Genomic DNA, 14,488 nt, shown 5'->3' with positions numbered 1-14,488 from the left:
CTTCCTGGGCGATCACGGGCTTTGTTCCTCAAGCAAGGGGTTGCTGGCACCCAGATAAGTCGGGACGCCGCGCAATACCCCTTGGAAGGCATCCAGTGGTTCACCAATGGTCATGCCCTGAGCGCTGATGCGGTATTCGCGAATGGTCGATTCATGGCTGCCCGTACGTTTCTTGATGATTGAAATCGCCCGGCGCACCTTGCCCAGTGCCTCGAAGTAGCGCAGCAGGATGACCGTGTCGGCCAGATAGGTGATGTCCACGGGGGCCTGCATGTCGCCGACCAGTCCATGCTGGGCGACGGTCATGAAGGTCGCGGCACCCTGGCGATTGAGGTACAGCAGCAACTCGTGCATGTGCAGTACCAACGCGTTTTCCTCGGGCATCGCTGCCTGATAGCCGTTGATGCTGTCGATCACGACCGTCTTGATATCGCCGTCATCGACGCAGCGACGAACCCGGTAGGAAAACTCTCCGGGGGACAACTCGGCCGCGTCCACCTGCTCGATCAGCAGGTTGCCGGTGTCTTGCAGCGCCTTGAGGTCGATGCCGATGTTCTTCATGCGCTCGAACAGCAACCCGAGCTCTTCATCGAAAATGAACAGCGCAGCTTTTTCGCCACGGGCCACGGCGGCAGCGGCGAAGATCATCGAGATCAGCGATTTGCCGGTACCGGCAGGGCCGAGGATCAACGTGCTGGAACCGGTCTCGATCCCGCCACCGAGCAAGGCATCCATTTCCTTGATGCCGCTGGTTAACTGCTGGCGAATGTAGCGACCGCGATGCTCGGCGGCCACCAGGCGCGGAAACACATGAACGCCATCGCCCATGATGGTGAAGTCATGAAACCCGCCACGGTACTTCTGGCCACGGTACTTCACCACGCGGATTCGCCGACGCTCGGCGCCATAGTTGGGGGTCAGTTCCTCAAGGCGAATCACCCCGTGGGCCACACTGTGCACGGTTTTGTCGAGGGATTCGGTGGTCAGGTCGTCCAGCAACACCACTGTGGCGTCATAGCGCACGAAGTAGTGTTTGATCGCGAGGATCTGGCGACGGTAGCGCAAAGAACTCTGGGCCAGCAAACGGATCTCGGAAAGGCTGTCGAGCACTACACGAGTCGGCTTGACCCGTTCGACCACTTCAAAAATCTGCTTGGTGGCTTCGCCCAGTTCAAGGTCCGAGGAATACAGCAGGCTTTGCTGATGTTCGGCATTGAGTAGGCTTTCCGGGAAATTTTTGTTGTTGTTAAAGCCCTTGCTGCAGGGCAGGGTCGTCGGGGTTGAGTTGTTCAAGTTGCGCCAACAGAATCTGCACGTTCTGTAGCTGGCCGCTTTCTTTCCAATAGTTGATCAGCAATACCCGGGCTCTGCGGTCGGCCGGGTGGCGCTGGACGATCTCCTGCAACTGTTTCTGCGCCGCTTCCAGCTCCTGTTGATCGTGAAGCGTGGTGGCCAGGTCGTAGCGGTAATCCTTGTTATCCGGCTCCAGTTCCACGGCTTTGGAAAGGCCGAGCAGGGCGAACTCGCTTTGCCCGTGATGCAACAGCCAGAGTCCCAAGGCATGTTGCAGGTAGGCCGAGTCGGGCTGAGCCTTCAGTTGCTTGGCCAATAGCTGTCGGGCCGCATCGTTTTGGCCCAGGCGATCCAGCACGTCGATTTGCATCACCAGCGCGGGCAGGTTGCCGGGCGCAAGTCGCAAGGTGTTCTCCAGCGCCTGTTGCGCCTTTTTCAGTTCGGCATTGTGCAGATGCAACCGAGCCAGTTGATATTGGTTGTCGGCGCTTTGCGGCTGGCTCTTCAGGTCCCGTTCCCAGGCATCGATGGCTTGTTCCAGCGGCCCGAAGTACAAACCGAGGTCGTCCGGCGATAGCCCGAGCAGGGCGTTCACCGCGGCATAGCGCACGCGCTGTTCGCTGTCATCGAGTAACGGGCCCAACAGCAGGCTGCGCTGGCCGCTGGGCACCAGACCGCTGATGCTTTTGATCGCGGCGATGCGCACGTCCGGCGATTCATGCTGCAAGTCCGCATCCGCCAGTTTCAGGGCCACGGAGCTGGGGTAGTTGGGCAGTTCGGCATGCAACCAGACGCGACGCTTGGGCGATATATCGGGGCGGCCCAATTGCTGGTAGAGAACTCGCGCCGCGCCCGGTTGACCTGCGCGCGCCTGGTTCAGCGCCTCGCTGTAGCCACGCTTGATCGCCTCCGGCACGGCGGGGGTTGTACTGCGCAGGAAAAACCAGGCCAGACCAAGGGCAAACAGGACGCAGAGGCTGATGAGCAGGTAGCGGCGGGACTGGGGCATGCAGGAATCCGGGAGCTGGCAAGCTGTTGCAAAGTTGCCAGCTTCGGTCAGCCAAGGCTGTGAGTCAAACCCGGACTCAGTTCAATTCGCGTGTCAGGCAATTGGAGGCAGGCTGGCCTTTCAATGATTTTGCCTACAGATCGCGTCCCATCCCTTAATTCAGGCAAAAAAAAGCCCCGCGACCGAATGAGGCGCAGGGCAAAGGAATTGGTTGGTTGCGGCCAACCAAAGGAGCTCGTTAAAACTTTACTTGCTGGCGACAGACTCCGGTTGCCAGCCACCGCCCAGGGCTTTGTAGATCGCGACAATGCCGCGATACAGATCGACTTCGGCCTGGGCCTGAGTGTCTTCTGCCGCCAGACGCTCACGCTGGGCATCGAGCAGGACGAGGAAGTCCGCCGTACCTTCGCGGTAGCGAATTTCCGCCAGGTCGGCAGCGGCGCGGCTCGACTCACTCTGACGAATCAGTGAGATCAAGCGTTGTTGCCGTTTGCCGTAGTCGCTGAAGGCGTTTTCCGATTCTTCCAACGCCAACAAGACTTGCTGTTCGTAGGTTGCCAGGGCGCCTTCAGCATCCGCATCGGCGCCACGCAAACGTGCTCGCACGCTGCCCAGATCGAACGCGGCCCAGGTAATGCTTGGACCCAGAGCCCAGGCGTTGGCCGCCGAGGACCCGATCTGCGAACCGCGCCCGGCGGTGAAGCCAAGGAAACCGCTAAGGCTGACCCGTGGGAACAAATCAGCCTTGGCCACGCCGATACGGGCGGTGGCGGAGGCCAGTTTGCGCTCGGCGCTGAGAATGTCCGGGCGGCGCTGCAGCAGTTCACCCGGATCACCGATCGGCAGGGCCTTGGCGATCGCCGGCAAGTCTTTTGGACTCAGGTCGACGGTCAGCTTGTCTGGCCGCTCTCCCAGCAGAGTGGCGATGCGGTTTTTCTGCCGAACCTGTTCGGCCTGCAATTGCGGCAGGCTGGCTTCGACGGACGCCAGGCGTGCATCGGCGCGGACCACATCGAGCTGATCGCCGACGCCGGCATCACGCAGGCTGACGGTGATCTTGCTCGATTCCTGCTGGTTGTTCAGGTTGGCCAGGGCGATCTTTTCCCGCAGTTGCGCACCGCGCAGTTGACCGTAGGCATCCACCAGTTCAGCAATCATCGAGACTTGCAGTTGGTACAGATCGGCTTCGAGCGCTTGCTGTTCGGCGTCGGCGGATTCCAGGTTGCGCTGGATACGCCCAAACAGGTCGATCTCCCACGCCATGTCGAGGCCCAGGTCGTAGCGTTCGCTACTGACACGTTTGGTGGTCTGGCCCGGAATCTGACCCTTGGCCAGGTCACTGCTGGCCCGGCTGGTGATGGTTGGCATGGCGTCATTGCTGACGTCATCGCGAATCGCCCGGGCCGCTTTCCAGCGAGCGAAGGCCACGCGCAAATCACGGTTGCCTTGCAGCGATTGAGTCACCAACTGGTTGAGGGTCGGGTCTTCGAACTGCTGCCACCAGATGCCTTCGAAACGCGAGCGGTCGAAGTTTTTCTGACCGGCGCTGCCATCGGTGGCGGTGGTGATGTTGGCCGGCTCAGTGGCTGGGGTCTTGTAGTCCGGGCCGACGGCACAGGCACTCAGGGCCAGTACCAGAAGGCTCGGCAGGAAGGCTTTCAGACTCATTGTTGCGCCTCCAGTTTCAGGACCTTGGCCGCTTTGCGCTTTTCACCGCGCTCCACAAAATTACGAATCAATACGTAGAACACGGGCGTCAGCAACAGACCGAAGAAGGTCACCCCGAGCATCCCGGAGAACACCGCCACACCCATGGCATGACGCATTTCGGCACCGGCACCGCTGGAGAACACCAGAGGCACAACCCCCATGATGAACGCGAAGGAAGTCATCAGGATCGGCCGCAGACGCAGGCGGCAAGCTTCGAGCACCGCCGCGAGCGGGTTCATGCCTTCGTCCTCCTGTTTGTCCTTGGCAAACTCGACGATCAGAATCGCGTTCTTACAGGCAAGCCCCACCAGTACGATCAAACCGATCTGGGTGAAGATGTTGTTGTCGCCTCCCGAAGCAATCACACCAGTGATGGCCGACAGCAGGGTCATCGGTACGATCAGGATCACCGCCAATGGCAGGCTCCAGCTTTCGTATTGAGCCGCGAGTACCAGGAACGCCAGCAGTACGCAGAGTGGGAATACGAACAGTGCGGTGTTACCGGACAGAATCTGCTGGTAGGTCAGGTCGGTCCATTCGTAGGTCATGCCGTTCGGAAGTTCTTCCTTGAGCAGTTTCTCGATGGCTTTTTCGGCCTGGCCGGAGCTGTAGCCGGGAGCGGCTGCACCGTTGATTTCAGCGGTGATGAAGCCGTTGTAGTGCATCACGCGGTCCGGCCCCGAGGTGTCGCTGACCTTGATGAACGTCGCCAGCGGAATCATCTCGCCTCTATTGTTACGCACTTTCAACTGACCGATCTGGTCCGGTTCGAGACGGAACTGTTGTTCTGCCTGAACGTTGACCTGGTAGGTGCGACCGAAGCGGTTGAAGTCGTTGGCATACAGCGAACCCAGGTAGATCTGCAGGGTGTCAAAGATGTCGCTGACGGCCACGCCGTGGGTCTTGGCTTTTTCGCGGTCGATAGCGGCATCGACTTGCGGCACGTTCACGGTGTAGCTGGTGAACAGGGCGGCCAGTTCCGGCACGTTGTGGCTCTTGGTGATGATGTTCATGGTTTCTTTGTACAGCTCGTCGTAGCCCAGGTTGCCCCGGTCTTCGATCTGCAGGCGGAAACCACCAATGGTGCCCAGGCCTTGTACCGGCGGCGGCGGGAAGATCGCCATGTAGGCTTCCTGGATCCCGGCGAACTGGCCGTTCAATGCACCGGCAATCGCACCGGCGGACATGCTCGGGTCTTTACGCTCGTCGAACGGTTTCAGGGTGACGAACACGATGCCGGCGTTAGGGCTGTTGGTGAAACCGTTAATCGACAGGCCAGGGAAGGCCACCGCACTTTCCACGCCAGGCTGTTTCAGGGCCAGGTCGGACATGCGTTTGATCACGTCTTCGGTACGGTCCAGGCTCGAGGCGTCCGGCAGTTGCGCGAAGGCCACCAGGTATTGCTTGTCCTGGCCGGGTACGAAACCGGTCGGGGTGTTGGAGAAACCGAAGAACGTCAGCACCATCAGCCCGGCGTACACCAGCAAGGCGATACCGCTGCTGCGGATAACCCGGCCCACGGTGCCGACATAACCATGGCTGGCCTTGTCGAAGAAGCGGTTGAACGGACGGAACAGCCAGCCACCGAAGATCTTGTCGAGAACCTTGGAGAAACGGTCCTTCGGTGCGTCATGACTTTTGAGCAACACCGCAGCCAGGGCGGGCGACAGGGTCAGCGAGTTGAACGCCGAGATCACAGTCGAGATCGCAATGGTCAGGGCGAACTGCTTGTAGAACTGCCCGGTCAACCCGGAGATGAACGCGGCCGGGATAAACACCGCACACAGCACCAGCGCCGTTGCGATGATCGGGCCGGTCACTTCACGCATCGCACGTTTGGTGGCTTCTACAGGGGTTAATCCGAGCCCGATGTTTCGCTCGACGTTCTCCACCACCACAATCGCATCGTCGACCACGATACCGATAGCCAACACCAGGCCGAACAGTGACAGGGCGTTCAGCGAGAAGCCGAACAGGTGCATCACGGCAAACGTACCGATCAGCGAAACCGGCACCGCCACCAACGGAATGATCGAGGCGCGCCAGGTTTGCAGGAACAGGATCACCACCAGCACAACGAGGATCAGCGCTTCGAAGAGGGTGTGAACCACCGCCTCGATGGAGCCGCGCACGAAGATCGTCGGGTCATAGACGATGCTGAAGTCCATGCCTTCCGGGAAGTTTTTCTTCAGCTCGGCCATTTTCTCCCGGACATCGTTGGAGATCTGGATCGCGTTGGAGCCGGGGCGCTGGAAGATCGGGATTGCCACCGCCGGCTGGTTGTTCAGCAAGGAGCGCAGGGCGTATTGGCTGGAGCCGAGTTCGACACGAGCGATGTCTTTCAGGCGAGTGATTTCACCATTGTCGCCGGAGCGAATGATGATGTTCTCGAACTCTTCTTCGGAAACCAGACGACCTTGGGTGTTGACCGACAGCTGGAACGCAGTGGCATTCGGCGCAGGCGGAGCGCCCAGGGCACCGGCCGCTACTTGACGGTTTTGTTCACGAATGGCGGTCACGACGTCGGTGGCGGTCAGGTTGCGCGAAGCGGTCTTGTTCGGATCGAGCCAGACCCGCAGCGAGTAATCGCCCATGCCGAACAGCTGCACATCACCGACACCGCCCAGACGCGCCAGCTCATCCTTGATGTTGAGCAAGGCGTAGTTGGACAGGTAGAGCATGTCGTAGCGTTTGTCCGGCGAGGTCAAGTGCACAACCATGGTCAGGTCGGGCGACGCCTTGTCTACGGTGATACCGATACGCGTCACTTCTTCTGGAAGTTTGGGTTCGGTCCGGGTCACCCGGTTCTGCACCTGGACCTGAGCGTTGTCCAGGTCCGTGCCCAGCGCAAAGGTGATGGTCAGGGTGATCTTGCCGTCGGCGGTGGACTGCGAGGACATGTACAGCATGTTCTCGACGCCGGTGATGGCTTGCTCCAGTGGCGCGGCCACGGTTTCACCGATGACTTTAGGGTTGGCACCTGGGAAGTTCGCACGAACCACAACGGTCGGTGGAACCACTTCCGGGTATTCGCTGATCGGCAACTGGAACAGCGAGATGGCACCGGCGATCAGGATCAGCAGCGAAAGTACCGCGGCAAAGATCGGCCGTGAAATGAAGAATTGGGAAAAATTCATCGGAGTTGTCGTCCCTTAACCGCGTGGAGTCGCGGCAGCCAATTTCACAACCGAACCCGGCGCGACCTTGGCAGGTGCGACTTGGGGCAGGTTGCTGGCTTCCAGCGCTTGTCGTTGTTGTGCAAGTGCCGCGAGGGTTTGTTCACTGGCCATCGGGATCACTTCTGGCGTGACCGGCGAACCAGGGCGAACCCGTTGCAGACCCTTGACGATGATCGTGTCGTCCTTGTTCAGGCCGCTGCGCACGATGCGCAAACCTTCGATCTTCGGACCCAGCTCGACCGAGCGATACGCCGTCTTGTTGTCGGCATCCATCACCAGCACGAATTTTTTACCCAGATCGGTACCGACCGCTTCGTCGTTGATCAGCACGGCGGAATAGGTGCCGCTGCCGACCAGTTTCAGGCGGGCATACAGGCCTGGGGTGTAGGCGCCGTCGCTGTTGTCGAACACGGCACGACCGCGGATGGTGCCGGTTTTCGGGTTGACCTGGTTATCGACGAAGTTCATCACGCCCTGGTGGGGATTGCCGTCTTCGTTGGATAGGCCGAGGTACACCGGCGTGGTAGCACCGCGTTTGCCCTGGCGAGCGAGCTGGGTGTATTTGAGGAACACACGCTCGTCGGCGTCGAAGTAGGCGTAGACCTTGTCGGTGGACACCACGCTGGTCAGCGCGGTGGTATCGGCGGTCACCAGGTTGCCGGCAGTGATTTCTGCGCGGCTGACGCGGCCGCTGATCGGCGCGGTGACACGGGTGAAGCTCAGGTTCAGTTTGGCCAGGTCCAGTTGCGCCTGGAGGGCACCGACGGCGGCGCGGGCTTCTTGAGCAGCGCTGGTGCGCGAATCGGCCAGCTCGGCGGAGATCGCGTTGCTGGTGCGCAGACGTTCGCCACGCTGGGATTCGTTTTCGCTGCGGGTGGCGGTGGCGCGGGATTGGGCAACCAAGGCTTCGAGGCGGCGGACCTCGGCCTGGAATGGACGCGGGTCGATCTGGAACAGCAGGTCGCCTTTCTTGACCAAAGCACCTTCAGTGAAGGCCACTTCATCGATCTGGCCGGAGACCCGTGGACGAATCTCCACGGTTTCCGGGGCTTCGAGGCGCCCGGTGAATTCGTCCCACTCGTTCACCGGTTGTTCCAGCACCTTGGCCACGCTGACTTTGGCTGCGGGCATAGTGGCGGCCGTGTCCGGAGTCTTGCCGCAAGCGCTCATCACCAGCACGGCCAACAGGGCCAACGGGAAGCGTAAATGTTTGAGTGATTGTTCCATGGATGCATCCGCCAATGTATTGAGAATGGGCGGATGATGCTCGGGGAGGCTGTATCGCACGAATCGAATGAGGCAAAGATAACTATCATTCGGAATGATATAAGCGCCAGCCAAGCTCTCTAGCGTGCACCTTTCGTTAGGCGGCTATCAATTGGGATGATGACAATTCTGTGTTGCGGGGAGTGCAAAAGTTGGACGTAGAACCGAGTCGCGGCCATCGCGGGCAAGCCCGCTCCCACATTGAATCTATGGTGTTCACAAATCCCTGTGGGAGCGGGCTTGCCCGCGAAGAGGCCATCAGCCCTCATAACAATCAGGATCAGGCCAAACTATCCGGATCACCAAAAAACATCTGAATTCGCGAGCGTAACCAACGCTCACCCGGATCATTATCCTGCGACCCGCGCCAGGCCATGTGCAATTCAAAACTGCGCACCGGCAACGGCGGGTCTTCAGCCCGCACACCGCCGGCCGCCGTTAATGCTTCAGCCGTATAATCCGGCACGGTCGCGACAATATCGGTGCCGCTGATGAGAGTGCTGAGTCCGTTGAACTGCGGAACGGCAAGCACCACATGACGCTTGCGCCCGAGTTTCTCCAGCTCTTCATCTATAAAGCCGCTCAGGTCACCGGCGAACGACACCAGCGCATGAGGCCGCGCGCAGAAATCATCCAGGCTCAACGGCCCTGGCACTGTGTCGGCCCGCAACAGCTTCGGCATGCTGCGGCGCAGTACTTTGCGCTTGGCGTTGGCCGGCAGGTCGGCGGTGTAGCTGACGCCGATGGAAATCTCGCCCGAAGCCAGCAGGCTCGGCATCAGGATGTAGTTGGCCCGACGCACCACCAGCACGATCCCCGGGGATTCGGCACGCAGGCGCTTGAGCAGCATCGGCAGCAGGGCGAATTCGACATCGTCCGACAGACCGATGCGAAACACCGCGGTGCTGGTCGCCGGATCGAATTCCGCCGCACGACTGACCGCGGTGGAAATCGAATCCAGTGCAGGCGAGAGCAGGGCGAAGATTTCCACCGCCCGGGCGGACGGTTCCATGCTGCGACCGGTGCGCACGAACAACGGATCATCGAACAGCCCGCGCAAGCGCGAGAGCGCCGCACTGATGGCCGGCTGACCGAGGAACAGTTTCTCCGCAGCGCGGGTCACACTGCGTTCGTGCATCAATGTTTCGAAAACGATCAACAGGTTCAGGTCGACACGACGCAGGTCATTACGATTCATCTGGAGTCCTGGCAGAGTCATCAAGCTTGACGAGAGCGGCCATATGAGAACAATGGCCGGCATGAATATTAAGGGGAAAGGCTGCTACTCTGCACCGAGTAATTCAGTTTTCCTGAAATGGATGCTTCGGTTTTCACGGCATTTGATGATGTCACCGGCGCTGCGGAATCAATGACAGGCATGTCGACTATTAATAGCCACTGATAGTCTTGGGTAGAAAGCCCGGATAGAGTTCAGGGCATTAGAGGTTTCTTTGACGAGGTTTGCGATGTCCCGCACGATCCGTTTTCACAAGTTTGGTCCAGCCGAGGTGCTCAAATGCGAAGAGCATGCGGCCGCTCTCCCTGCACCGGGCGAAGTGCAGGTGCGCGTCGAGGCGATTGGCATCAGCTGGTACGACATTCTCTGGCGCCAGAACCTGGCCTCGTCTCACGCTCGTCTGCCTTCAGGCCTTGGCCATGAAATGTCCGGCGTCGTGACGGCGGTCGGCGAGGGCGTCGATGATCTGGCAATCGGCGACAAAGTCGCCAGCTTCCCGGCGGAAAGCCCCAACGATTATCCGGTCTACGGCGAACAGATCGTTCTGCCGCGCACGGCACTGACCCGTTACCCGGACGTACTCAGCCCGATCGAAGCCAGTGTGCATTACACGCCGCTGCTGATCGCTTACTTCGCTTATGTCGATCTGGCACGGGTCAAGCCCGGGCAATTCGCTCTGGTGACCGACGCCAGTCATTGTGCCGGTCCGTCCTTCGTACAATTGGGCAAGGCTTTGGGCATCCGGGTCATTGCCGCGACCAAGACCGCGGAAGAGCGTGAGAATCTGCTGTCCCTGGGCGCCGAGAAAGTCATCGTCACTGAGGAACAGGATCTGCTGATGCAGATCAACAAAATCACCGACAACCGTGGCGTGGACGTGGTGTTCGACGGTCTCGGCGGGCCACAGATGTCGTTGCTTGGCGATGTGCTGGCACCTCGCGGCAGCCTGGTACTGTACGGCCTGCAAGGTGGCAACCAGACGCCGTTCCCGGCCTGCGCAGCGTTCCAGAAGAACATCCAGTTCTTTGTGCACTGCATCGGCAACTTCACCGGCAAGCCGGAACTGGGCATCATCCAGGACCAGGTTGCACTGCAACGCGCCTTGCGCGACATCAACCAGATGACCGCCGACCGCGTGCTGCTACCGCTCAAGACTCGGGTCTTCCCCTTTGCCGAGTTTGTAGAAGCACACCGCTACATGGACGAATGCCCATGCCGCGAACGGGTCGCCCTTCAGGTCGCACCTGCATAAGCCCTTCATGTAAACCCCTCTGCAAGAGTCCGTGCCCGCCGCGGACTTTCTGTTTTCAGCTCCCGCTGAAATGAGACGTCACATTGCCTCGTCAATGGATCAGTCCAGCAACTGAACTGGTTTTTGCTCTCAATCTGTATCTTCTAATCATCATATAAGCCTTGATAATTGAATGATTACTTTCATCTCAAGGAATGAGTCATGGCTGGGTATCAGCTTGATACTTTTCAATACACACTGTTAATACATATCCGACCAATAGTTCGTCGTTGCGCCGTTACCAAAAAAACATGGGTGACTTCTTTCTCTATTTCTTGTGCTAATTGTCTGTGGGACGTTGTCGGATATTTCCTAGGACCTCGCGGTCGGCTGCAAGGGCCCGGCTCTACAGGGGTTGACGGTCACCTGCCTCTGGCGGGAGCAAGGGGGACTTCCAGTTATTTCAAATAATTACTAAAAGCTTAAGTGCTAGCATTTGGCAATAGCGTCCAGTACTTCAGTCGGGGCAAGCAACCCATTGCGCAATGCGTGTTGTGGTTGGCACGACATCGAACTTACAAGTATCAGGTAAATAAAGATGACCAATATCCATGACCAAGCGATGAACTATGTCTATCAGCAAGTGCTGCAGCGATTGTTGAGTTTCTTCTCGCGTGCCGAACGCACGGCATTGCAACTGATGATTCAGCGATTGGTGGTGGCCGCCGGAGGCATGGAGCATATTGGCGAATTCAAGGTCCTGGCCATTCAGTCGGGGTCCCGTGACAGTTGTTACACCCTGGCGCTGCTGCGCGCTGCGCAGCTGAGTATCGCCGGCCGGGCGCCAGCGACGTTCCAGTTGCGTGTGGCCTCCTTGCGCTTGAACGACGCAAGCCCGACGGCCCTGGAAAACATCCATCGCAGCTGCAGCGCCTTGTTCCTCTACGACGATCCTCGGGTCGAAGTGTTGATGGTTGATAACCGGGAGGTCCTGCCGTTCAACCACTTGACGCCGATTTCCGAAGGTGGCCGAGAGTCCAATCGGCTCAATCTTTTGATGGTGGGCCATTGTCGCGCCTGGAACGGGCCGCTTGAACTGTGGGACGACGGGTATTTGGCCACCGGAGAGTTCTATGGGCAAATAGCTCGCTGGGACCGCGGTGTCGATGCGTTGATCAGCAGCGACTCACCCCGTCAGCAGAAACAGTTTCTCGACGGCTTGAAGCGTGCGGCCGCCAAGGCCGGGCTCAAGACCTCGGATCATCACGAAACCGGCTACGAGGCGCTTTTCGCATTGCTCGATGAACTGGGCAGCGATTGCTACCGCGTTTTTTATGCCGACCATGGCCAGGTTGCGTGGCGCCCGGCCGAACGATTCGAGGCCTGTCGTCGCGCCACGTACATCGACATTCACGACTTGCTGGTCAGCAACCTGGAAGAGCGTTGGCCGCTGCTCACAGAGTTTCTCGGTTTTCAAGCCGACGAACTGGCGGCTCAGCTCAGCGACAACGAGTACGTCAGCCTTTCTATCTGCGCCCACATGCGGGGTTTGCAGTCGTGCTTCGTCCACGACCGCGGCTACGAAACAGGTGTCACCGAATACCTGCAGCGTGCATTGATCATGATGCGGCGCAAGCAACTGGCGGAACGGTTGTGCGAACAAGCAGTCGCGGCGTTCGGCAATCCGGCGATGTTGGCCGAACTGCGCGTGCTGGCGGCGGCCGAGGCACAAAAAAGCCTTGGCCTGAACGAGGCTCAACTGGTGTGTCTGCTTTTTTCACCTTTCGTCGACAATGGCGCGGCGCTTGAGCGTTTTCTGCGCCAGTGCCACCCCGGCATGCTCGTGGCGATGCCTGATTTGCACCGGGCAATGCAGGGCAAACCAGTGCCGGAGCAGGTTCTGCAATGGATGACCGACGTCAGCGGTTTGCCAGTCAACTTGATCGGCAAGATTTACCGCATGGCCCCACTGTCGGCAGATGGAAGCAGGGCAGGCGCGCTGGAAATCGACAGCGCTGGTGTGCAAGCGGCAACCGCGTGCGACGACGCGAAGGTGGCGGATGAATGGTCAGCGGGGCGCTGAAAGTGCGTGGCTTGACAGATTTTCTGACGATGCATGAGGACGTTCACACGGCATTTGGCTCTTGCCCATGAAAGGGCCACGAGAAACAGACTTCGCGTATCAGGCGGTGTACCGATATCTGACTAACCTGATCAACGAACCGGTCAGTGACACGCGGGTCCGCCTGCCTTCGTTGCGTCAGTTGGCGGAGCGTCTGAGCGTGTCGATCTCGACCATTCAGTACGCATATTCGCTGCTGGAGAAGGAAGGTCGCGTCTATTCGGTGGCCAAGTCCGGGTATTACGCATTGCCTGTATCCTCTATCAACACGCTCAGCAGTGGCAACGACCTGCTCGAAACCGTTTATGTCAATGCCAGACGTCCCGGCATGCTGGTGTTGAGCGCCGATGAACCGGCGCTGCTGCAACCCCTCGACAGTCCGTTGCTGCTACTTGAAAGAGAACTGCTGCGCCAGTATCCGCGTCAGCCGCAACCGACATCCCAACCTTGCGGCGAGCTGGAGTTGCGCATCGCCCTGGCCGCGCGCTACACCACTTCGCCGCTGCGCTGCTGGCATGCCGACGATGTCTATATTGGTGCCGACCTGCGTGGCGTACTGGAAATACTAATCGCGGTGTTGAATCTCAAGGACGCCACGGTGTTGGTCGAGTCGCCGTGCGACTGGGCGATTCTGCGGTTGCTCCAGGCTGCGCAGGTGCGAGTGATCGAGCTGGCGGTGCAATCCTGCGGTGGCCTGGACGTCGAATGGCTCAAAGAGCTGCTGGAGACCGAGCCGGTGCGGCTGGTGATGCTTTCATCCGGTCTGAATATGCCGCGAGGCAGCCTGGCACCCGACGACAACCGACAAATCGTCGCGCAGTTGCTGGAGCGACATGGCAGTTGGGTGCTGGAAAACGACTGCTACGGCGAACTAGGATTCGAACCGGACGGCCCGCGCTTTCGCGACCTGCTGGACCCCGATCGGCTGATCGTGTTTTCCACTTTCGAGAAAATCATCGGGCCGGAGGCGCCCTACGGCTACCTGCTGTCGCGGCACTTCAGTGCTGAATTGCAGCGGTACTTTCTGCTGCGTTCGTTCCGCTTGTCACCGATTCGCCAGAAAGCCATCGCGCGCTTGTACGGCAATGGACGTGTCGACCAGCATCTTCAGGTGTTACGGCGGATGCTCAAGGACCGCAAAGTGCAGATGACACAACTGTTGCAGGAGCGTCTGGGGGATGCCTTGCACTTTGTCGACCCTCAGGGCGGGGCGACCGTGTGGGTTCGTTCGCTGCGCCAGGTCGATGTACGTCGGGTGTTCCAGCGTCTGCTCAAGCATCAGGTGGTGTTCGCACCGGGAGAGCTGTTCAGCCTCCAGGGCTTGCATGCGCAACACTTGCGCCTGAGTCATACCTTCGGCGGTGATCACGACCTTGCCGCGGCGATGGGCTTGTTAGGAGACGCCTTGCGTCTGGAGTCGATCGATTGAACGGGGTCCCAG

9 protein-coding genes are annotated in these 14,488 nt (G+C 59.4%); 3 read left to right on the top strand and 6 right to left on the bottom strand.

The window, feature by feature from the left end:
- Positions 1-12: 12 nt before the first annotated feature.
- The 6 genes from ACQ4OB_RS26270 to ACQ4OB_RS26245 form a co-directional block, all read right to left on the bottom strand.
- On the bottom strand, positions 13-1,269 hold the full coding sequence (locus ACQ4OB_RS26270) for an ATPase domain-containing protein (RefSeq protein WP_430956750.1): 1,257 nt from the start codon (positions 1,267-1,269) through the stop codon (positions 13-15).
- Positions 1,247-2,302 (bottom strand): tetratricopeptide repeat protein, encoded by a 1,056-nt coding sequence (locus ACQ4OB_RS26265; protein ID WP_430956744.1) that lies wholly within the window; start codon positions 2,300-2,302, stop codon positions 1,247-1,249. The genes ACQ4OB_RS26270 and ACQ4OB_RS26265 overlap by 23 nt, the downstream gene beginning before the upstream one ends.
- Positions 2,303-2,548: 246 nt before the next feature.
- A complete protein-coding gene (locus tag ACQ4OB_RS26260) occupies positions 2,549-3,970 on the bottom strand; it encodes an efflux transporter outer membrane subunit (RefSeq protein WP_074876495.1) in 1,422 nt (473 codons plus the stop codon).
- A complete protein-coding gene (locus ACQ4OB_RS26255; RefSeq protein WP_074876497.1) occupies positions 3,967-7,149 on the bottom strand; it encodes an efflux RND transporter permease subunit in 3,183 nt (1,060 codons plus the stop codon). The genes ACQ4OB_RS26260 and ACQ4OB_RS26255 overlap by 4 nt, the downstream gene beginning before the upstream one ends.
- A gap of 15 nt (positions 7,150-7,164) precedes the next feature.
- Positions 7,165-8,418: a multidrug efflux RND transporter periplasmic adaptor subunit MexE gene (mexE, locus tag ACQ4OB_RS26250; protein ID WP_076031163.1), complete on the bottom strand. Its 1,254-nt coding sequence runs from the start codon at positions 8,416-8,418 to the stop codon at positions 7,165-7,167.
- Positions 8,419-8,737: 319 nt separating this feature from the next.
- A complete protein-coding gene (locus ACQ4OB_RS26245) occupies positions 8,738-9,655 on the bottom strand; it encodes a LysR family transcriptional regulator (protein WP_008156370.1) in 918 nt (305 codons plus the stop codon).
- A gap of 268 nt (positions 9,656-9,923) precedes the next feature.
- Between ACQ4OB_RS26245 and ACQ4OB_RS26240 the strand changes: the two genes are divergently transcribed.
- The 3 genes from ACQ4OB_RS26240 (at position 9,924) to ACQ4OB_RS26230 (ending at position 14,476) form a co-directional block, all read left to right on the top strand.
- On the top strand, positions 9,924-10,946 hold the full coding sequence (locus tag ACQ4OB_RS26240) for a zinc-dependent alcohol dehydrogenase family protein (protein WP_076031162.1): 1,023 nt from the start codon (positions 9,924-9,926) through the stop codon (positions 10,944-10,946).
- A 577-nt stretch (positions 10,947-11,523) separates the two neighbouring features.
- Positions 11,524-13,008, top strand: a complete 1,485-nt coding sequence (locus tag ACQ4OB_RS26235) for a hypothetical protein (protein WP_430956743.1) — start codon at positions 11,524-11,526, stop codon at positions 13,006-13,008.
- A 67-nt stretch (positions 13,009-13,075) separates the two neighbouring features.
- On the top strand, positions 13,076-14,476 hold the full coding sequence (locus ACQ4OB_RS26230; RefSeq protein ID WP_076031160.1) for a PLP-dependent aminotransferase family protein: 1,401 nt from the start codon (positions 13,076-13,078) through the stop codon (positions 14,474-14,476).
- The last annotated feature ends 12 nt before the right edge of the window (positions 14,477-14,488 follow it).

Origin of the sequence: Pseudomonas sp. ES4, from assembly GCF_050586665.1 — a bacterium.
GTDB classification, from domain to species: Bacteria; Pseudomonadota; Gammaproteobacteria; order Pseudomonadales; family Pseudomonadaceae; genus Aquipseudomonas; species Aquipseudomonas frederiksbergensis.
The sequence above is the reverse complement of the archived record's forward strand: the minus strand, read 5'-3'. Positions and strand labels throughout refer to the sequence as shown.